General features: G+C 59.6%; 18 protein-coding genes. 8 read left to right on the top strand and 10 right to left on the bottom strand.

Annotation, left to right across the window (positions count from 1 at the left end; genetic code table 11):
- Positions 1–116: 116 nt before the first annotated feature.
- From DW49_RS0121345 to edd, 10 genes are all read right to left on the bottom strand, one after another.
- Complete coding sequence (locus tag DW49_RS0121345; protein WP_005615502.1) at positions 117–992, bottom strand: D-hexose-6-phosphate mutarotase; 876 nt, start codon at positions 990–992, stop codon at positions 117–119.
- 113 nt (positions 993–1105) lie between these two features.
- A complete protein-coding gene (locus tag DW49_RS0121340; RefSeq protein WP_005615499.1) occupies positions 1106–2467 on the bottom strand; it encodes a carbohydrate porin in 1362 nt (453 codons plus the stop codon).
- Between the two features lie 146 nt (positions 2468–2613).
- The gene (locus tag DW49_RS0121335; protein WP_005615496.1) at positions 2614–3774 is read right to left on the bottom strand and encodes an ABC transporter ATP-binding protein; all 1161 of its coding nucleotides are present in this window, start codon (positions 3772–3774) and stop codon (positions 2614–2616) included.
- Between the two features lie 2 nt (positions 3775–3776).
- Positions 3777–4622 carry a carbohydrate ABC transporter permease gene (locus DW49_RS0121330; RefSeq protein WP_005615493.1) on the bottom strand — a complete coding sequence of 282 codons (846 nt, stop codon included), beginning with the start codon at positions 4620–4622 and terminating at the stop codon, positions 3777–3779.
- Positions 4615–5523: a carbohydrate ABC transporter permease gene (locus DW49_RS0121325; RefSeq protein WP_003375907.1), complete on the bottom strand. Its 909-nt coding sequence runs from the start codon at positions 5521–5523 to the stop codon at positions 4615–4617. The genes DW49_RS0121330 and DW49_RS0121325 overlap by 8 nt, the downstream gene beginning before the upstream one ends.
- A 104-nt stretch (positions 5524–5627) precedes the next feature.
- A complete protein-coding gene (locus DW49_RS0121320) occupies positions 5628–6914 on the bottom strand; it encodes an ABC transporter substrate-binding protein (RefSeq protein WP_005736422.1) in 1287 nt (428 codons plus the stop codon).
- A gap of 172 nt (positions 6915–7086) precedes the next feature.
- Positions 7087–8493 (bottom strand): ATP-binding protein, encoded by a 1407-nt coding sequence (locus DW49_RS0121315; protein WP_010201840.1) that lies wholly within the window; start codon positions 8491–8493, stop codon positions 7087–7089.
- A 61-nt stretch (positions 8494–8554) separates the two neighbouring features.
- The gene (locus DW49_RS0121310; protein ID WP_005615482.1) at positions 8555–9292 is read right to left on the bottom strand and encodes a response regulator; all 738 of its coding nucleotides are present in this window, start codon (positions 9290–9292) and stop codon (positions 8555–8557) included.
- Between the two features lie 50 nt (positions 9293–9342).
- Positions 9343–10308: a glucokinase gene (locus DW49_RS0121305; RefSeq protein ID WP_005615479.1), complete on the bottom strand. Its 966-nt coding sequence runs from the start codon at positions 10306–10308 to the stop codon at positions 9343–9345.
- The gene (edd, locus tag DW49_RS0121300; RefSeq protein WP_005615475.1) at positions 10305–12131 is read right to left on the bottom strand and encodes a phosphogluconate dehydratase; all 1827 of its coding nucleotides are present in this window, start codon (positions 12129–12131) and stop codon (positions 10305–10307) included. The genes DW49_RS0121305 and edd overlap by 4 nt, the downstream gene beginning before the upstream one ends.
- A gap of 219 nt (positions 12132–12350) precedes the next feature.
- Between edd and gap the strand changes: the two genes are divergently transcribed.
- From gap to DW49_RS0121260, 8 genes are all read left to right on the top strand, one after another.
- A complete protein-coding gene (gene gap, locus DW49_RS0121295) occupies positions 12351–13352 on the top strand; it encodes a type I glyceraldehyde-3-phosphate dehydrogenase (RefSeq protein ID WP_003375919.1) in 1002 nt (333 codons plus the stop codon).
- A 123-nt stretch (positions 13353–13475) separates the two neighbouring features.
- The gene (locus DW49_RS0121290) at positions 13476–13994 is read left to right on the top strand and encodes an RNA polymerase sigma factor (protein ID WP_003375921.1); all 519 of its coding nucleotides are present in this window, start codon (positions 13476–13478) and stop codon (positions 13992–13994) included.
- Positions 13995–14061: 67 nt separating this feature from the next.
- Positions 14062–15027: a FecR family protein gene (locus tag DW49_RS0121285; RefSeq protein WP_003375922.1), complete on the top strand. Its 966-nt coding sequence runs from the start codon at positions 14062–14064 to the stop codon at positions 15025–15027.
- 120 nt (positions 15028–15147) lie between these two features.
- Positions 15148–17724 carry a TonB-dependent receptor gene (locus DW49_RS0121280; RefSeq protein ID WP_005615467.1) on the top strand — a complete coding sequence of 859 codons (2577 nt, stop codon included), beginning with the start codon at positions 15148–15150 and terminating at the stop codon, positions 17722–17724.
- Positions 17725–17855: 131 nt separating this feature from the next.
- Complete coding sequence (locus DW49_RS0121275; protein WP_005615464.1) at positions 17856–18470, top strand: biliverdin-producing heme oxygenase; 615 nt, start codon at positions 17856–17858, stop codon at positions 18468–18470.
- Positions 18467–18925, top strand: coding sequence for a YbaN family protein (locus DW49_RS0121270; RefSeq protein ID WP_003375928.1), 459 nt, complete (start codon positions 18467–18469; stop codon positions 18923–18925). The genes DW49_RS0121275 and DW49_RS0121270 overlap by 4 nt, the downstream gene beginning before the upstream one ends.
- A 104-nt stretch (positions 18926–19029) precedes the next feature.
- Positions 19030–19386 carry a DUF5064 family protein gene (locus DW49_RS0121265; protein WP_005615462.1) on the top strand — a complete coding sequence of 119 codons (357 nt, stop codon included), beginning with the start codon at positions 19030–19032 and terminating at the stop codon, positions 19384–19386.
- A 221-nt stretch (positions 19387–19607) separates the two neighbouring features.
- Entirely contained in the window at positions 19608–21116 is a 1509-nt protein-coding gene (locus DW49_RS0121260) for a sigma-54-dependent transcriptional regulator (RefSeq protein WP_005615461.1), read from the top strand.
- The last annotated feature ends 104 nt before the right edge of the window (positions 21117–21220 follow it).

The raw sequence follows: 21220 nt of genomic DNA, 5'->3' as shown, positions 1-21220 counted from the left end.
GCTCCGTTTCCGGCCCGACTTCGTCGAATTCCTTCGCCCTGTCACTTACACTGCGCTCTGCGTCGTCAGTGCCATCGTGATAAAAAAGCGCTTTTATGGGCAGTGTGTGACCGACCTTACCCCGCCAGGCTAGCCTGCAACTTGAGCTGCACCTGTTCGCCCGGGTTCAGGCTGAAGGCATCACCAGAGCCTGAGGCGGCTTCCACGCGTACGAAGCCTGTGGTTTCACTTCCGCAGACACCCAGCAGCGGTCTGCTGCCGGGGTGCCAGACCACGGTGCTGGTGCTGTCGCCGGTGTCGATGTTCAGTTTGCGTTGCCAGGTCGGGTCCTGGAGCTGCAAGGCGCCCGCATGTTCAAAAACTCGCTGACAGCCGCCCACCACGCGCAGTTCGCCTTGTTGCTGACAGGCCTGCCGACTGAGTTCGTCATAGCCCTGGGCGCCATCGAGCCCTTCCAGTGCGACCTCGGCAACATCGCTGATCCGCCAATACGCATGCAGCGCATGGCTGAAATGACAAGGCTCGCTGTCCTCGTGAGAGGTGCTCAGGCGCAGTTCCATGCCCTGCCCCAACTCGGCGTGCAGATCGACCTGCCAGTCCCACAGCTGCAAGCGCCAGTGCAGGCTGACGCCCTCTTCGCTCTCGCGGCTGTCGATCAGCTTCCAGTCCAACAAACGCCCCCAGCCATGCGCTGGCCAGCCGCTTTCCCCCGGATGGCGCCCGTACCATGGCCAACACACCGGCACGCCACCGCGAATAGCGCCCACTTGCGGCCATTGTGCGGCGCACCAAAGCCAGGGCTTCTGGCCGTGCGGCTGAAAGTGCAGCAACTGCGCGCCCTGGCGACTGAACACCGCCTGGCATTGCGGATGGTCGATGACCAGAACGTCGCGCAGCTGATAGCGCTCCCACTCGAAAGTCGGTCTGGCACGCAGGGATCGGAAGAAGCGTTGCAATGGATGCTCAGGCAGTTGCGCGTCGTGAGAGGTCATCGCCAATCGCGTCCCTGAAAAATAAAGAGGTGAACCCTAAAAAAAAACGGGCAGCCAGCAGGCTGCCCGCAAAGCACACACGACCCTTGATCGCGTTAAGCGTCAATCAATACTCAGAACTTCGATTGAATCTTGATGCCCGCCACAATCGCATCATCAACCTGATCTACGCCGCCAGGATGCTTGATGAACTGCAGGTTGGGACGCACGGTCAGCCAGTTGGTGACGTGGAAGCCGTAGTAGATTTCCGAGTTGTACTCAGTGCTCTGCACCGGCAGGTAGCCAGGGTTGTCAAAGTCGTTGATGCCGCTGATCTGGTTGGCCAGACGCACGCGATCCTGCACATCGTCGTTGACGTGGATACGGGCAATACCGACACCGATGTCATCCTTCGGACGCGAATTGAACGGACCTTTGTAGGTCAGACCGATCTGCTGGTAGTTATCAACGAAGTTGGTTTCCTTGTCATGCACAGTGGCGTTGGCAAAGATGCTCAGACCGCGTGACGCATCGCCGTTGTGAGAGGTCAATTGTTGCTGAGCCACAACCCACCAGCCGTGCTTGCTATCATGCGACTTGAACGCAGCGCCGGTAACCGCTTGCGGCTGGCCGTTTACGTCTTCATAGACGTCATCGGCATTCGGCGTGCTTTTGTAGTAGCCGACACGGTATTCACCAGGCAGCGAATTGACGGTCGGTGTCCAGACCAGTTCGACCGGCAGGATCATGCCTTTGGTGCCGCTGCCGCTGAGTTTGAAGCCGTTGCCGGTTTCCAGGTTGGACGGGTTCTGCTCGTAGACACCCACTTGTGCGTAAACTTCCGGCGTGATGTTGTACTTCACGCGCAGGGCCCACTGGCTGATTGGCCAGTTGTACCAGGTGTTCACGTAGTTGCCGACCTGCGAGCCGCAGAACGACAGGTTCTGGAAGTCGCACGGGAAGCTGTTGAAGTCTTCGCCCGGTCCGAAACGACCGGCCTTGACGTCCAGCGCGCCATCAAAATACTTCTGCTTGACCCACATTTGCGTCAGACGCCAGGTCTGACCGCGACCCCAGACTTCCTGCGAGGAACTGAGCGTGCCGGCACGAGGATCGCCGATTCGGTCATTGGAGATATTGCGACCGCTACGTTCGGTGATTGCCAGCTTGAACTCTGCGTCCTGCCAGCCTAGAACTTTCTGCAAATCGACCTTCATGCCCAGCGCGAACTGATCGCTGTAGCGGCCGGTGGTGTCGTCGTTGGAGCCGCCTTTCAGGTTGCTGGCCATCTCGGAAACGTATTCCAGCGAGAAGTCATAACCCTTGTCGAGCAGTCGGGTACGTTCGCCGTTCCAGTCGCCCGTCATCCACGGCGAATCGGCAGCAAATGCTTCGGCAGCGTGAACATTGCCTGCCAGCCCCATCGCGCCCAGCACCGACAACGTGCTCACCAATTGAAACCGGGAAAGCGATTTACCTTTGTTGATCTTCTTCATCCCATCAATCCTCGTTTTATTGTTATTAGCTTTGGTAGACGTCTTGCTTCGTTCACTGCTTGTGTCCACTGCTTACATCCAGTACCGGGCCGTTCAAGTGTGGCAGTCAACGGCCGGCCAGCGGTGCTCGGTATTGAATCAATCTATCACTTGCGGTTCAACTGGGAGACGTTGTTTACCCGCTCGGATGAGGGTGACTGCCCTAAAACCCCCAGACGCTCGCCGCTCTTGGCGTCGAAAATCAGCACCTTGGACGGGTCAAATTGCAGCGTCAGGCTCTCGCCCACCTGCGGCGCGACATCCGGGGCAAGACGACAGCACACCTTGCTCTGGTTCAGCGTGACAAACACCAGTGTATCCGGGCCGGTAGGCTCAGTGACTTGCACTTCGGCACGAATGGTCGGCAAGCTACTTTGCTCGCCGCCCGCCAGCATAATCTGTTCCGGGCGAATACCCAGAATGATTTCGCGATCTTCAAGCCCTGCATCGGCAACGCCCACTGGCAGCTCGCAACGTGCCTGTCCACTGTCGAGCAGCGCAACCAGTTGGCCATCCTTGCGTTGCAGCCGCAACGGAATGAAGTTCATGGGCGGCGAGCCAATGAAGCTGGCCACGAACAGATTGGCAGGGTCGTTGTAAATCTGCTTGGGCGTACCGAACTGCTGGACGATGCCGTCTTTCATGACTGCCACTTTGTCGCCCAGCGTCATCGCCTCGATCTGATCGTGGGTCACGTAGACCGTGGTGGTTTTCAGGCGTTGATGCATCAGCTTCATTTCAGTACGCATCTCGACCCGCAGCTTGGCGTCGAGGTTGGACAGCGGTTCGTCGAACAGATAAATCTTCGGCCGACGCGCCAGGGCACGGCCCATCGCCACACGCTGCTGCTGACCACCGGACATCTGCCCGGGCTTGCGATTGAGCAGGTGCTCGATTTGCAGCAGCTTGGCAACGCGAGCGACTTCTTCGTCGATAGCGGCTTGCGGCATCTTGCGAATCTTGAGCCCGAACGAGATGTTTTCGCGCACGGTCATGGTCGGGTACAGCGCGTAGGACTGAAACACCATCGCGATGTCACGGTCTTTCGGGCTGGTACCGCTGACATCTTCGCCATCGATGAGGATCGCCCCGCCGCTGATGCTTTCAAGCCCGGCGATGCAGTTCATCAGGGTGGATTTGCCGCAACCGGACGGGCCGACAAGAATCAGAAACTCGCCATCCTTGATCGACAGTTCGATGTTCTTGAGCGTGTCCGGCAAGTTGCTGCCGTAGGTCTTGTTGACGTTGCGTAATTCGAGAGTCGCCATGATTACCCCTTGACCGCGCCGGCCGTGAGCCCACGCAGGAAATACTTGCCAGCCAGTACGTAGACCAGCAGTGTCGGCAGCCCGGCGATCATCGCCGCCGCCATGTCAACGTTGTATTCCTTGGCGCCTGTGCTGGTGTTGACCAGATTGTTCAGCGCCACGGTGATCGGCTGAGAGTCGCCGCTTGAGAACACAACGCCGAACAGGAAATCATTCCAGATCTGGGTGAATTGCCAGATAAGGCAGACCATCACAATGGGCGTGGACATCGGCAGAATGATGCGCCCGAAGATCGTGAAAAACCCGGCACCGTCCAATCGCGCCGCCTTGACCAGCGCATCGGGAATGCTGACGTAGTAATTACGGAAGAATAGCGTGGTGAACGCCAGCCCGTAGACCACATGGACGAACACCAGCCCGACGGTCGTGTTGGCCAGCCCCATCTTGCCCAGCGTGAAGGACGCCGGCAGCAGCACTGTCTGGAACGGCAGGAAGCAACCGAACAGCAGAAGACCGAAGAACAGCTGCGAGCCCTTGAAACGCCACATCGACAGCACATAGCCATTGAGCGCACCGATCGCGGTGGAGATGATCACAGCCGGAACGGTGATCTTGATCGAGTTCCAGAAATAGCCGTCGACCAGGTCCCACGCCTTGATCCAGCCCACCGCAGTGACTACGCCAGGCCAGCTCAGCAGGTTGCCGGTGCCGATGTCTTCGGGGGTCTTGAAGCTGGTGAACAACATCACCACCAGCGGTACCAGATAAATCAGGCAGGCCAGTATCAGCACGGCGTAAATCAGGATACGGCTGAAGCTGATGCCGGGTTTGCCAATATGACTAGTCATGGCGTTTGGCCCTCAGCTCGGAATAAAGGTACGGCACCAGAATCGCCAGGATTGCGCCGAGCATCAGAATCGCGCTCGCCGAACCCATGCCCATCTGGCCGCGACTGAACGTGAAGGAATACATGAACATTGCAGGCAGGTCCGACGAGTAACCCGGGCCACCGGCCGTCATTGCCGCTACAAGGTCAAAACTCTTGATGGCGATATGCGCCAGAATCATCACCGCGCTGAAAAACACCGGGCGCAGACTCGGCAACACAACGCGCCAGTAGATCATCGGCAGGCTCGCGCCATCCATCTGGGCCGCACGAATGATCGACTGGTCAACGCCCCGCAGGCCCGCCAGAAACAGTGCCATGACAAAGCCCGAAGACTGCCACACAGCAGCAATGACCAGGCAGTACACAACGCGATCCGGGTCAACCAGCCAGTCGAGGCGGAAACCTTCCCAACCCCAGTCGCGCAGCATCTTGTCCAGACCAAGGCCCGGATTGAGCAGCCACTTCCAGGCCGTACCGGTGACGATCATCGAGAGCGCCATCGGGTACAGATAAATAGTGCGAATCACGCCTTCGCGACGGATACGCTGATCCAGCAGGATAGCCAGCAGCACGCCGATCAGCAGGCTGATGGCGATGAACATGCCGCCAAACACAGCAAGGTTCTTGCTCGCCACCCACCAACGGTCGTTGTCCATCAGGCGCGCATATTGCGCCAGGCCGACCCATTTGTAGGACGGCAGGAACGTCGAGTTGGTGAACGACAGCGCAAATGTCCAGAGGATGTAGCCATAGAAACCCACCAGCACGATGAACATGCTGGGTGCCAGCACCAGTTTAGGTAGCCAGCGTTGCAGCGCATCCATTGGCGAGGCTTTGCTGTTCGCAGCGACAGAGCTCATCGGGAGTATCCCATCCGGTGTATCGAATCCAGGCCGCAGCCGCGGGTGAAATCAATGAAGGATTTCAACACCACGGACGGCGGTTATAGGCAATTAATAACGAATTACTGAGCTGACTTGACCGCGGTAGCAAGCTTCTTGGCTGTTTCTGCCGGGTCGGCTTTCGGGTCATTGATGTAGTTGGTGACCACATCAAAGAAAGCGCCCTGCACGGCCAGCGTGGTTGCCATGTTGTGCGCCATGCTCGGCTGCAGGCCGCCGGTTTTCGAGTCGGCCAGGAAGTCCTTGGCAGCGGTTTGCGCGCAAGAGTCGAAACCGTATTTGTTCATGTCGGCAAGCATGTCCTGGCGAACCGGGATCGAACCCTTGTTGATGCTGAAGACTTTCTGGAAGTCCTCACCCATCGCGACCTTGGCCAGATCCTGCTGAGCGGCAGTGGTGCCTTTGTCTTTCTGCTTGAACACCGCCAGCGAGTCGATGTTATAGGTGAAGGACTTGTCGGTGCCCGGGAAGGCTACGCACTGGTAGTCCTTGCCGGCGACTTTCTTGGCGGCGGTCCATTCGCTCTTGGCCCAGTCACCCATGATCTGCATGCCGGCCTTGCCATTGATGACCTTGGCTGCTTCCAGGTTCCAGTCCTGGCCCTTGCCGTCGGCATCCATGTAGGTAGCGACTTTTTTCAGTTCGGTCAGCGACTTGACCATGCCTTCACCGGTAAGCGCGCCCTTGTCGAGATCGACCAAAGCCTTCTTGTAGCCATCAGCGCCCATGACCGACAGCACAACAGCTTCAAACACGGTGCTGTCCTGCCAAGGCTGACCGCCGTGCGCCAGTGGAATGAAACCGGCTTTTTTCAGCTTGTCGCCCGCAGCATAGAATTCTTCGAGGGTGGTCGGTGCCTTGTCGATACCGGCTTTCTTGAAGACTTCCGGGTTGATCCACAGCCAGTTGACGCGGTGGATGTTCACCGGCACGGCCACGTAATCGCCATCATACTTCACGGTATCGGAGACTTTCTTGTCCAGCAGGGAGTCCCACTTTTCGGCCTTGGCGACGTCTTTCAGCGCGTCAGTGTCGAGCAGGCCGGTGGATGCCCATTCCTGGATATCAGGCCCTTTGATCTGGGCAACGCCTGGCGGGTTACCGGCAACCGCGCGGCTCTTGAGCACGGTCATGGCTGTGGAGCCACCGCCGCCCGCGATTGCGCCGTCTTTCCAGACGAAGCCGTCTTTTTCAACCTGGGCTTTCAGAACATCGACTGCAGCTTTTTCGCCACCCGACGTCCACCAGTGCACGACTTCAACAGTGCCTTTGGTTTCAGCGGCGGTAGCGCTCAGAGGGAACAACGAAGCGAGAGAGATGACAACGGCGAGACGTGACATGGAATTCATCTAATTGACCTTTCTTGTTGTTATGCATGAGCAAGTCTGATGCTTGCGCTTCGTGGGAGTCTAACCAAGCCAGACGACACGACAGTAACGAAGGGATGCGCGAATGTCACCAGATGGTTACATTCGCATCGAGCCCCCCGCGCAACGGGCCAAAAGCCACTAACGTGGAAAATTATTCCACGGTCCTCGGCAGGTACAACGTCACCCGCAACCCGCCGTCACGCAAGTTCTGCAGACTGACTTCGCCGCCGTGGCTGTGGGCAATGTTGCGGGCGATGCCCAACCCCAATCCATAACCCTGCTGCTGATTACCCGCCAGCCGAAAATGTGGCTCGAAGACGTGCTCCAAACGTTGTTCCGGTACGCCGGGGCCTTCGTCATCCACGTGCAGCACGAAAGCCTGCGCATCATCTTCGACTTTCAGATGTGCCCGATGGCCGTATTTGAGGGCATTGTCGATCAGGTTACCGATGCAGCGCATCAGCGCCAGCGGCTTGCCGGGATAGGCCGCCTGCGCCTCGCCCTGCTGCGTGACACGCCCGTCTCCATCGGCGGTCAGCCAGGGCTCGACCAGGCATTCAAGTAGCGCATTGAGGTCCACCGGCTCGATGTTTTCATGAATATCGGTGTCTTTGACGCATTGCAGCGCGCCTTTGACCAGCAACTCCAGTTCGTCCAGATCGCGGCTGAATTTGCGCTGCTGTTGTTCATCTTCGAGCAATTCGACCCGCAGCCGCAGGCGGGTGATCGGTGTGCGCAGATCATGGGAAATGGCACTGAACAACTGCCCGCGTTCGGTCAGGTAGCGACTGATCCGGGTGCGCATGGCGTTGAACGCCCGGCTGACCTCGACGACTTCACTGCCGCCGCCCTCGACCACAGGCTCCACATCCGCACCCAGCGACATGTCCCGCGCGGCCCGCGCCAGACGCTTGAGCGGGCGGCTCTGCCAGTGCACCAGCAAGCCGATGAACAACAACAGAAACGCGCTGGTCAGGACAATGAACGACACCTGTTGCAGGGGCAGTTCCTGTTCTTCCAGCGACGTATAGGGTTCGGGCAGCAAAGAGGCGATGTAGAACCACTCGCCGGGGGCCATTTCGATCTGCGTGACCAGCACCGGCGGGTTCACCGGCTCAAGCGTCAGCGCGTAATGCGCCCAGGAACGCGGCAGCTCGTCGAGCTTCAGGCCGCTGTTGAAAATTCGCAGTTCCTCGGGGCGGGCAAACCACACGGTGATGTCCGGGCCGCTGCCCAGGCGCTGACGCAATACTTCGCCGACCACGTCCAGCACTGCCTGTTTGCGGGGCGTGGGCTGCATGATCTGCATGTCCAGCGGGTGATCATTGAGCGACACCACAAAGCGCGTGCCGCCCATGCTGCGCAGTTGATCCAGCACCATTGGCCGGTAGGCCAGCGGCAGTGAACGAAAATAACTGACGCTGGCGGCCATCGAGTAAGCCAGGCTGCGCGCACTGGTGACCAGCCCTTCCATTTGCGTGGCGCGCAACTGCGACAGCCAGATCACGCTGGACAGCGCCTGGGCCATCAGCACCGCCAGCAACGTCAACAGCAGCATGCGCCCGAGCAACGAGCGCGGTAGCGGCAGGCCGGTTCGTTTCGGGCCTGCGGCAGGCGGATTAATAACCGTTGCTCGCGTGCGAATTAACATTCGCAGCCAGCAGGTAACCACTGCCACGAATGGTGCGGATCAGGCGCGGCGACTTGCCGGTGTCGCGCAGACGCTGGCGCAGGCGGCTGACCGCCATGTCGACGATGCGCTCCAGCGGCATCAGCTCCCGGCCACGGGTGGCGTTGCCGATGGTGTCGCGGTCGAGAATCTGTTGGGGGTTGTCGAGAAACAGCTTGAGCAGTGCAAAATCGGCACCGGAAAGAATCACCTCTTCGCCGTCATTGTGAAACAGCCGATGACTGACCATATCCAGCCGCCACTCATCGAACAGAAGCACATCGCCACCCGGACGATCCTGACCAAACTGGGCGCGCCTCAACAACGCCTTGATACGCGCTTGCAGCTCACGCGGGCTGAACGGTTTGCCCAGATAATCGTCGGCTCCCAGCTCCAGGCCGATGACCCGGTCGGCCTCGTCCGAACTGGCGGTCAACATGATGATCGGCACGTGCGGCTGGCGCGGATGCTGGCGCACCCATTTGCACAGGCTGAAACCGTCTTCATCCGGCAGCATCACGTCAAGGATCAGCAAATCACTGGGTTCTTCGTTGAAGGCGCGGCGAAATTCCGCGCCATCGCCCACCGTGCGCACCTGAAAACCGGCGCGACTCAGGTAGGTGTCCAGCAACTCGCGAATCTCCTGATCGTCATCCACCAGCAGGATCGATTTACTGACTGAACTCAAGTTAAGGCGTCCTTGTTTGGCCGTGAAACCTTGTTGTTATGAGGTGTTGCTCAGATTTGCGAACCGAACGCCTGCTGCAGCGCAACGCCTGAACCCATAAGCCCTGGGTACTCGGCGGTGACCAGCCAGACCGGCAGGTTCTTGAAGTAGCCGCTCATCACGCCCTTCTCGCCCATGGCGCGCTTGAAGCCGCTGTTCATGAAGAATTCCGTGAAACGTGGCACCACGCCACCTACGATGTAGACCCCGCCCAGACTGCCCAGGGTCAGAACGTTGTTGCCGACCACTCTGCCGAGGAACACGCAGAACTGTTCAAGCACCGCCGCCGCGACCGGATCGCCTGCCAGCGCAGCCGACGTGATCGCAGCAGGCGACTTGAGCGCTGCGTCTATGCCGTCCAGCGCGCAACTGACCTGATACAGCAACAGCAGGCCCGCACCGCTGAGCACCACTTCGGCGCTGACATGTTCGTGCTCGGCCATCAGCCGCGTCCACAACAGAGCCTCGCGCGCCGTGCCGATTGGCAGGTCGGCATGCCCGCCCTCGCCCGGCAAGGCCATCCAGCGGCTGCCTTCCAGTTTGATCAGCGTGCCGATGCCCAGCCCGGTGCCCGGCCCGACCACCACGCGCGGGCGATCCGGCTTGCCGACGCCATGACAGACCGTCAGGTATTCATCGTCCTTGAGCCGGGTCATGCCCAGCGCCATGGCGGTGAAGTCGTTGATCAGCAGCAGGCGATCGACTTTCAGGTCAGCGCAGAACGCCTCGCGGCTCAGTTGCCAGTGGCTGTTGGTGAACTGAAAAAGATCGCCATCGACCGGCCCGGCGACCGCCAGGCACACATAGCCAATGTCACCGCGCTGCAATTCAAGGTCCTGCAGATAGACTTCGATGGCCTTTTCCGGGCCTGCGTAGTCAATAGTCGGGAACACCCGGACAGAATGCAGCGTGTCGTCTTCCCAAATGGCAAAACGTGCATTGGTACCGCCTATATCACCGACCAGGGCCAATTTCACTTGAGCGTCTCCAGACAAGAGGTAAAGGCGCTGGCGCCTTGCTCTGCGGAGCTGAAGGCCATGCGCATGAATCCAAAAAGCTCGCGACCGCAGCCGACACTGTTGTCGATCTGGTTGATGGCCGGTTCTCGGGCGGCCAATTCTGACGCTTCGACCAGCACTTGTAACGTGCCTTTTACGCCATCCACGCGGATCACGTCGCCATCGCGCACCAGTGCCAACGGGCCACCATCGAACGCTTCCGGGCAGACGTGAATCGCCGCCGGAATCTTGCCTGAGGCGCCCGACATCCGTCCATCGGTGACCAGCGCCACTTTGAAACCACGATCCTGCAGCACGCCCAGAAACGGGGTCATCTTGTGCAGTTCGGGCATGCCGTTGCAGCGCGGGCCCTGAAAACGCATGACAGCGACGAAATCGCATTCCAGCTCGCCGGCCTTGAACGCATCGGCCAGTTCTTTCTGATCCTGAAACACTCGTGCGGGCGCTTCGACAATCTGATGCTCCGGCGCAACGGCCGATACTTTCATGACACCGCGACCCAGGTTGCCTTCCATGACCCGCAAACCGCCTTCAGGCGAGAACGGACGCGCCACCGGGCGCAGGATGTTTTCATCCAGGCTGTCCAGCGGGCCTTCACGCCAGACCAGTTTGCCATCCTCCAGGAATGGCTCTTTGGTGTAGCGGCTCAGGCCATAACCGGCCACAGTATTGACGTTTTCGTGCAGCAGACCGGCTGCCAGCAGCTCGCGAATCAGGAACGACATGCCGCCTGCGGCCTGGAAATGGTTGATGTCGGCCTTGCCGTTGGGGTAGACGTGACTGAGGGTCGGCACCACTTCGGAGAGGTCGGCCATGTCCTGCCAGGTCAGTTGAATGCCCGCAGCCTGAGCGATCGCCGGCATGTGCAGCGTGTGGTTGGTCGAGCCGCCGGTGGCGTGCAGCGCAACAATGGAATTGACCAGCGAGCGCTCGTCGACGATTTCACCAATCGGCATGAAACTGCCGCTTTGCATGGTCAGACGCGTGACCTGACGAGCCGCTTCAGCTGTCAGCGCATCACGCAGTGGTGTGTAGGGATTGACGAACGAGGCACCGGGAAGGTGCATGCCCATGACTTCCATCAACAACTGATTGGTGTTGGCTGTGCCGTAGAACGTACAGGTTCCCGGGCCGTGATAGGACTTCATTTCCGAGTCCAGCAGCTCTTCACGGGTGGCCTTGCCTTCAGCGTAACGCTGCCGTACGTCGGCTTTTTCCTTGTTGGAGATACCTGACACCATCGGCCCGCCCGGCACGAAGATGGTCGGCAGATGACCGAAACGCAAAGCCCCCATCATTAGGCCAGGGACGATCTTGTCGCAGATACCCAGCATCATGGCGGCGTCGAACATATTGTGTGACAAGGCGATTGCTGTAGACATGGCAATCACTTCGCGGCTGGCAATGGCCAGTTCCATGCCCGGCTCACCCTGGGTCACGCCATCGCACATGGCAGGCACGCCGCCGGCAAACTGACCGACCGAACCAATGTCACGTAACGCCTGTTTGATCTGTGCAGGAAAGTGCTCGTAGGGCTGATGCGCCGAGAGCATTTCATTGTAGGAAGAGACGATTGCCACGTTGGCGGCGTTCATCAGACGCAGGCTTTGCTTGTCCTCCGGTCCGCAGGCGGCGACGCCGTGAGCAAAGTTGGCACATTGAAGCTTGCCGCGCATCGGGCCATCGCTCGCTGCGCCGCGAATCAATTGAAGGTAGCGCTGACGGGTATCGCGACTGCGAGCAATGAGCCGCTCGGTTACTTCAAGGACGCGGGGATGCATGTGATGAACTCCAGGCTAACGTCTAAGGTCACCCGTAAAGACGGTTCCGGTTTTCGAGCAGTGACGGTCAGGGAGCAGAACCCTGATCTCGATCAACCGGGAGGGCCTTTCAGGCTTGTAGTTGTAGATAAAACAAAATATTGCCACTAAAAAGGCTTGTTTTCTATTTCTATGAGAATAATCTTGTAATTCCAACAACAAATTCAGAAGGACGGCTGTATGACTCTCCGTATCGCAATCAACGGTTTTGGCCGAATCGGCCGTAACGTCCTACGTGCACTGTATACCCAAGGCTACCGGCAGGACCTGCAGGTCGTCGCCATCAACGATCTGGGCGACAGCGAAATGAACGCGCACCTGCTGCGTTTCGACACTGTACACGGCCCGTTCAGCGGCACCGTGGAGTGTGACAAGGAAAGCCTGACCGTCAATGGTGACCGTATTTCGGTCAGCGCCATTCGCAACCCGGCCGAACTGCCGTGGAAAGCACAGGACATCGACGTGGTGTTCGAATGCACCGGTCTGTTCACCAGCCGCGACAAGGCTGCCGCACACCTGACCGCCGGCGCCCGCAAGGTGATTATCTCAGCACCGGCCAGCGGTGCCGATGCCACCATCGTCTATGGCGTCAACCACGACACGCTGCGCCAGTCGCACCAGATCATCTCCAGCGCATCGTGCACCACTAACTGCCTGGCCCCGGTCGCCCAGGTGCTGCACCGTGAACTGGGTATCGAAAGCGGCCTGATGACCACCATCCATGCCTACACCAACGATCAGAACCTGATCGACGTCTATCACACCGACCCGTACCGCGCGCGCTCGGCCACCCAATCGATGATCCCGAGCAAGACCGGCGCCGCCGAAGCGGTGGGCCTGGTTCTGCCGGAACTGGCGGGCAAGCTTACGGGTATGGCTGTTCGCGTGCCGGTGATCAACGTTTCGCTGGTCGACCTGACCGTCACCCTGAAGCGTGAAACCACGGCCGAAGAAGTCAACGCGCTGATGAAAGAAGCCAGCCAACACTCCAAGGTCCTGGGTTACAACACTCTGCCGCTGGTTTCCCACGACTTCAATCACAACCCGCTGTCGTCGATTTTCGACGCCAATCACACTAAAGTCAGTGGCAAGTTGCTGAAAGTGCTTTCGTGGTACGACAACGAATGGGCGTTCTCCAACCGTATGCTCGACAACTGCCTGGCGCTGCATAACGCCGAGTAAATTCAGCGTCGCAGTGGAAAGACCTTTACACCACACACAGATAATTTTTTACAGATGCAGGCTTGACCCGACCAGAAGATGGGAAGCATTATCATTTGCTTGAATCTCCGGTCGGGCCTCTCTGTGTCGCAGTCGCATTTCAACGATGTCTTTCTGGCCCAGCGTGCCGTGCTGTTACGCACATTGCAACGCATGGTCGGCAACCCCAGCACCGCAGAAGACCTGCTGCACGAAACCTGGCTGCGAGTCAGCCGTGCACTGACCGAGCACCCGGTCGATCATCTCGAACCCTTCGTTTTTCAGACCGCGCGCAACCTTGCGCTGGACCATCTGCGTGCGCGACGTATTCATGCCCGCACCTTGGTCGAAGACGTCTCGCCGAACCAGTTGGAGAGCGTCGTCGCGCAACTCGGCAAGCCTGAAGATGCCGCCCACGCCAAGCGTCTGCTCGAAAGCCTGAGCGCCAGCCTGAGCACATTGAGCCCGCGACAGCAAAAGATTTTCACCCTCAGCCGCCTCAACGGCTGCAGCTATCTGGAAATCGCCGAGCAGTTGCACGTTTCGGCCAGTACGGTGCAAAAGGAATTGAAACTGATCATGGCGATCTGTATCGGCGTGGTGTCAAGGCTTGACCCGCCCTGAACCCTGCCGCAGGCTGGCAAGCCGCCAGACTCTTATCGATACAGTTTCAGGATTGCCGAGGACCACCGTGACCCCGAAAAACGAACGCCCGCACGCGATTGCCCGAGAGGTATTGAGCGACCGCGCGATGGATCAGGCCCTGAGCTGGCTGATCGAACTCGAGGGAGCAGACGATGCGCAGCTGTCCCGTTTTCAGGCATGGCTGAATGCCGACCCCGAACACGCTCGCGCTTACGAAAAAGCCTGCGCGGCGTGGAACTCGCAGCCCGTCCGGCAGGCTGCCGCCGACATCGCACAGCCATCAACACCCACTTCGCGACGGCACATCCGCACCTACTGGAAACCGCTGGCTACCGCTGCCGTGCTGTTACTGGCGGTGTTCAGCTTCAGCAACCTGCCATTGCGCCTGCAAGCCGATCATCTGACGGTGGTGGGTGAACGCCAACGCCTGCAATTGGCGGATGGCTCGAAGGTGCTGCTCAACACCAATTCGGCTTTTTCCAGCAAGATCGACGAACAACAGCGCTCGGCCCGCCTGCTGCAAGGCGAGGCCTTTTTCGATGTCGCGCCCAGAACGGGTCTGCCGCTGGAAATCGAAGCCGGCCCGGTGCGTATGAGTGCCAACAGCACCGAATTTTCCGTGCGTTATCTGGACGGCGTCGCGCAGGTTCAGGTGCAGCGCGGGGCCGTTGATGTACGCGCCACCCGCGGCGGCTCCAGCGTCAGCCTGGGTGCCGGCGACAGTGTTCGCGTCGGGCCGGGCGGCTTCGGCCATCGTGAAAGGCTTGATCCGGCACGCGATCTGGCCTGGGTTCAGGGTCGACTGGTGTTCGACAATTGCCCGCTGAGCGAGGTGCTGGCCGAACTGCGTCGCTATTATCCCGGCTGGATCATCAGCACCAACGCGCAACTGGACCGTGTTGCAGTGACCGGAAACTACCGCCTGGACAACCCGCTGGACGTGGTGCGCTCACTGGCGCAGATCACTTCGGCAAGCCTGCACGAGATGCCGGCGCTGCTGATTCTCAACTGAGAAAAGTTTTTTTACTCGATAGCTGTTTCCCGTTCGTCTAGTTATAGCCAATGCAACTGATTCTCATCTCGAGACAGTTTGCAAACACTATTACGAGCAACACCCCAGGGAGCGCTACCGATGTCATCCACGTTCACGCCTGCCGTGCAAAACCGCGCACGACTCAGACTTTCGCTGCTGACCGTCGCGGTACTTGGCGCCAGCCTGCAGGCGATTCCTGCCCACGCCGCCGACGAAACCAACCGGTCCGTACGTCCTGCTGGCACTTACAGCTTCTCGATTGGTCAGCAATCGCTGGTGTCGGCACTCAATGAATTCAGCCGCATCACCGGCTGGCAGGTGGGCGTGTCATCGGAGCTCGCGCAAAACGTCACCTCCCCGGGCGCCCGCGGCAACCTGAGCCCTGCCCAGGCGCTGGACACCCTGCTGGCCGGCAGCTCGCTGAGCTATCGCAACCTGGGCAACAACAATGTGGTGCTCGAAAAACGCGCCGCGGGCGTGATGGCCCTCGATCAGATCACCGTCAGCGCCACGCGTCAGGCTCAGGAAGTGGTGACGGTGCCGAGTACCGTCAGCGTGCATTCGCGTGAACAGCTGGATCGCAACAACGTCAACACCATCCGGGACCTGGTGCGCTACGAGCCGGGTGTTTCGGTCGGCGGTGCAGGCCAGCGCGCAGGCACCACCGGCTATAACATTCGCGGCATCGACGGCAACCGCATCATGACTCAGGTCGACGGTGTTGAAGTTCCCGACAGTTTCTTCACCGGGCCTTATGCGCAAACCCACCGCAACTATGTCGACCCGGAAATCGTCAAGCGCGTCGAAATCCTCCGCGGCCCTGCCTCGGCGCTGTACGGCAGCAGCGCCATTGGCGGCGTGGTCAGTTATTACACGCTGGACCCGGATGACATCATCAAGCCCGGCAAGGATGTCGGCGCACGCCTCAAGACCGGTTACAGCTCGGCAGACGAAAGCTGGTTGAACTCGGCCACCGTCGCAGGTCGCCAGGGCGAGTTCGACGGCTTGCTGCACGTGAGCCAGCGCAATGGTCACGAAACCGAATCCTATGGCGAAACAGGTGGCACAGGCCTAAGCCGTACCGAAGCCAACCCCGAGGATGCGCGCAGCACCAACGTGCTGGCCAAGCTGGGCTGGAACTACGCCGACGGCTCGCGCCTGGCGCTGGCTTACGAAAAATACAAGGATGACCGCAATACCAACCTGAAAAGCGCAGTGGGCGGGCCGTTCGCCAATGGCATCGGGCAGGGCATGTATCAGTCGCGCGAAAGCAACGACACCATCAGCCGCGAACGTTTTGGTATCGAAAACAGCGTTGCCCTCGACAGCCTGTTGGCAGACAACCTCAAGTGGAGCCTCAACTACCAGACCGCCAAGACCGACCAGAGCACTCAGGAACGTTATGTCCCGCCCCCCCGCCGCGACGTCTATCGCCAGCGTGAAACGCAGTACCAGGAAAAACAGTGGGTCTTCGATGCGCAGCTGGATAAAGCATTCTCCATCGCCAGCACCGACCATGTACTGACCTACGGCACTACCCTCAAGCAACAGAAAGTCACCGGGCTGCGCAGCGGCAGCGGGACCTGCGCACGGGTGTTCGGCACCTGCCGCGTGGTCGGCGCAGACAGCCCGAGCGACCGACTGGTCGCGACCAGTGACTTCCCCGATCCGACCATCACCAGCTACGCGCTGTTCGCGCAGGATCAGATCAACTGGAACGACTGGACCTTCCTGCCCGGCGTGCGTTACGACCACACCACACTCGATCCGAAGTTCACGTCAGAATTTCTCAGGTCGGTCAGCCTCACCGACCCAGCTCAGGCCAACGACGAAACGCGGACATGGCACCGCCTGTCGCCCAAGCTGGGCGTGACCTACGCGTTCAGCGACGCCTACACCTGGTACGGCCAGTACGCCGAAGGTTTCCGCACCCCTTCAGCCAAGGCCCTTTATGGCCGCTTCGAAAACCCGACGGCAGGCTACGTGGTCGAGCCCAATCCGAACCTGGAGCCGGAAACCAGCAAGAGCTATGAAACCGGACTGCGCGGCCGCTTTGAAGCAGGCTCGTTCGACATCGCGGTGTTCTATAACAAGTACCGCGACTTCATCAACGAGGACGCCATCACCCCCGGCTACAGCGAGCTCACGTTCCAGTCCAGCAACATCAAGCACGCCACCCTGAAAGGCGCTGAAGTCAAAGGGCGCATCAATCTCGACAGCCTCGGTGCGCCGAACGGCCTGTACAGCCAGGCATCCGTTGCCTATGTGCATGGCCGCAACAACGATACCGGCGAGCCGATCAACAGCGTCAACCCGCTGACCGGCGTCATCGGCCTGGGGTACGAGCAGAAAGACTACGGCAGCCTGCTGAGCTGGACACTGGTCAAACGCAAGACCCGCGTGGATGACAGCAGTTTCCACAGCCCGGACGGCACTTCCAGCCAGTTCAAGACCCCGGGCTTCGGCATTCTGGACCTGACCGGCTATTACAAGGTCAGCGACGACGTGACCCTCAATGCGGGCCTCTACAACCTGACCGACAAGAAGTACTGGCGCTGGGACGATGTGCGCGGCTACGACGGCGTGGGTGAAGCGGGCGTGACCGCACCGGCCAACCTGGATCGCCTGACCCAGCCGGGGCGCAATTTTAGCGTCAATGTGGTGTGGGATATCTGATAAGGCGCGTGAATGAAAGCTCGCCGTCGAACCCCGGCGGCAGGCTTTTTTACGCATTTGGGCGTGGCTATTCGTCTATTCAATAAGCCCGTTTTTTCAACATGCCTCCTATTTCAGCAAGGAAGACTTCTATGACGCTTGATCAGAACCGACCGACCCTGCGTTCGCAACGACTGAATCAGATCACCCACGCTCCGCACGAACAACTCGACAAGGCAGTCAAGGCCCATGCGCCGTTCGAGACGCTGGCCGGTTATGCACGTTTTGTGGTCGCTCAATACCTGTTTCAGAGTGAACTGCAAGGCCTGTACAACGAGCCTGCGTTGCAAACGATCATCAACGATCTGCCCGCACGCTGCCGTGCCGAACAGGCCAAAGCCGACCTTGCCGACCTGAACATGGACATCCCTTTGCCGTTGGCTGGCGCAGTCGAGAGCCCCGGCACAGCAGAGGCGCTTGGCTGGCTGTTTGTCTCCGAAGGCTCCAAGCTGGGTGCCGCTTTTCTGATCAAGCGCGCCGAAGCACTGCAACTGAGCGACTGTTTTGGCGCACGGCATCTGGGCGAGCCTGCCGGGGGCCGGGCGGCGGGCTGGAAAGTCTTTGTGAATACGCTGAATGAACTGCCTTTGACTGCCGCGCAGGAAGCGCAACTGGACCAAGGCGCAATCGCCGCATTCGAGCGTTTCAACGTGCTGCTACAGCACGCCTATGCCGATGTACCGGTCGCGGACCTGGTACAGGCATGAAAAAGCGCCCGGTGCTGTTAAGCTGGCCGGGCTTTCCGAACCTGCCTGTAGAGACCATGACATACAAACCACCCGGTTCAAGACTCTCACGCCTTCTATACGGCATCCTTGCCTATGTCGCTCTTGGCATAGGCATTATCGCGATCTTCATTCCGGGTTTGCCGACCACCGAATTCATCCTCTTGGCGGCCTGGGCTGCGACGCGCAGTTCGCCAAGACTGAACGCCTGGCTGGAAAACCACCGCGTGTTCGGCCCGATCCTGTACAACTGGCGTAACGGCCGGCTGGTTGCCCGCAAGGCCAAGATCAGCGCCACCATCAGCATGCTGGTGTGTGCCGTGGTGATGCTCAGCCTGATCGGCCATGCATGGTGGCTTTACCTGGCGCTCACGGGCATGGCGATGGGTAACCTGTGGATATGGTCCAGACCGGAACCGGCCAAAAAAGCAGATTGACGAGCAAGGCGTATGCGGCCGCAAGACCGTTGCGCATCAGGCTGAACCGCGCGGACACAACCAGTGTCTGATCGAGCACACTCATCGTTTGATGGAGCACTTTCATGTACGAGCCAGGCCATCTGCATATCACCCACGTGGCGTTGCAACCCTCTGAAGTCAGCTATGACATCCACTTGCGCTACGAAGTGAACGAAGACCCGAAAGAAGGCACCAGCATGCATTTCACCATGCAGGGCCAGATCAACGACAAGCCGTTCGAAGAGCAATTCCAGTTGACCCGCGACCTTGCATTCAACTTCGCGCACGACGCGAGCCGCATCGCCATCAGGCACGGCCTGCCCAACTCGGCCGCCCTGCCCATCGCCCAGCACAAGGACTACGACCGGATGTTCGCGGACATTCGTGACAAGCTCCATACTAAGTCCGGCGATCCGGTGAAGCCCGAGCATCTGGAATAGGGCTGGAACTTCAAGCTTCAAGCCGAGATTGTGATGCCCACGCTGGAGCGCTCATTTGAGTTTTGCTGCCGGTTCCCGGCAGTTCGCGGACAAACGAAGCGTCGCCCGGTACGCATCTCAAAAAACCGAAAAATCGCACACACGCTCACCGCCGGATTTCACCAAACCCTCCACCACAAGGCATACTTGCCGGCCTCTGTGTCGCGAACCGTCAATGCCCCATGCGTATCCACGTCAGCTTCATCGACCGCGTTGGTATCACCCAGGAAGTGCTCGCCATTCTGGGTGGGCGCAATCTTAATCTGGATGCCGTGGAGATGGTGCCGCCCAATGTCTACATTGATGCGCCGACCCTCAGCCATCAGATGCTCGAAGAACTCAAGGACGCCCTGTTTCGGGTGCGTGGCGTAGAAGCCATTACAGTGGTCGATATCCTCCCCGGCCAGCGTCGCCATCTGCAACTGGATGCGTTGCTTGCTGCAATGACCGACCCGGTACTGGCACTGGACAGCGCAGGGCATGTGCTGCTGGCCAACCCTGCGCTCATCGCCCTGATCGGCCGTGAACCTGCGGGCGAACCCATCGCCGAACTGTTCGCCGACCCCGGCCTGCAGGCCGCGCTGCTGGAAAACGGCTTTCGTCTGCCGCTGCGCGAAATCACCCTCAACGGTGAGGCGTTATTGCTCGATGCCACACCGATCACCGAAGCGGGCGCGCTGATCACCCTGTACCTGCCCAGCCGCATCGGCGAACGGCTGTCGGCGCTGCACCACGATCATGCCGAGGGGTTCGATGCGCTGCTGGGCGATTCAGCCGCCATCCGCACGCTCAAGGCGCGCGCGCAACGTGTGGCGGTGCTGGACGCACCGCTGTTGATTCAGGGCGAGACCGGCACCGGCAAAGAGCTGGTCGCGCGCGCCTGTCATGCCAGCAGCGCGCGCCACGGCGAGCCGTTTTTGGCCTTGAACTGCGCCGCGCTGCCGGAAAACCTGGCCGAAAGCGAACTGTTTGGTTACGCCCCCGGCGCCTTTACCGGTGCGCAGCGCGGCGGCAAGCCGGGGCTGATGGAGCTGGCCAACCAGGGCACGGTGTTTCTCGATGAAATCGGCGAGATGTCACCCTATCTACAGGCCAAACTGCTACGTTTCCTCAACGATGGCAGCTTCCGCCGCGTTGGCGGGGACCGTGAAGTCAGGGTCAATGTGCGCATTCTCAGCGCGACTCACCGTGATCTTGAAAAAATGGTCAGCGAAGGCACCTTCCGCGAAGACCTTTTCTATCGCCTCAACGTCCTGAACCTGGATGTACCGCCGCTGCGCGAGCGTGGTCAGGACATCCTGCTGCTGGCCCGTTACTTCATGGAGCAGGCCTGCGCACAGATTCAGCGGCCAATCTGCAGGCTGGCCCACGGCACCTACCCTGCCCTGCTGGGCAACCGCTGGCCGGGCAATGTGCGGCAGTTGCAGAACGTCATCTTCCGCGCTGCCGCGATCTGTGAAAACACTCAAGTGGATATAGGCGACCTGGACATTGCAGGCACTGCCGTGGCACGTCAGAACGACAGCCCGATCGACAGCCTCGAAAATGCCGTCGAAACATTTGAAAAGGATTTACTGGAAAAACTCTATGCAGACTATCCGTCCACGCGCCAGTTAGCCGCACGCCTGCACACCTCGCACACCGCCATTGCGCACCGCTTGCGAAAGTATGGAATACCCGGCAAGCGCTAGGGTCTGTTCCCGTTTCCACGTAACCTATTGATCCCTATGAGAACAGGCCCGTATTGTTGGAGTTCTCACACAACACCAATACGAGCCTGCAATGCCCCGATTAA

The organism is Pseudomonas avellanae BPIC 631 (genome assembly GCF_000444135.1).
GTDB classification, from domain to species: Bacteria; Pseudomonadota; Gammaproteobacteria; order Pseudomonadales; family Pseudomonadaceae; genus Aquipseudomonas; species Aquipseudomonas avellanae.
The sequence above is the reverse complement of the archived record's forward strand: the minus strand, read 5'-3'. Positions and strand labels throughout refer to the sequence as shown.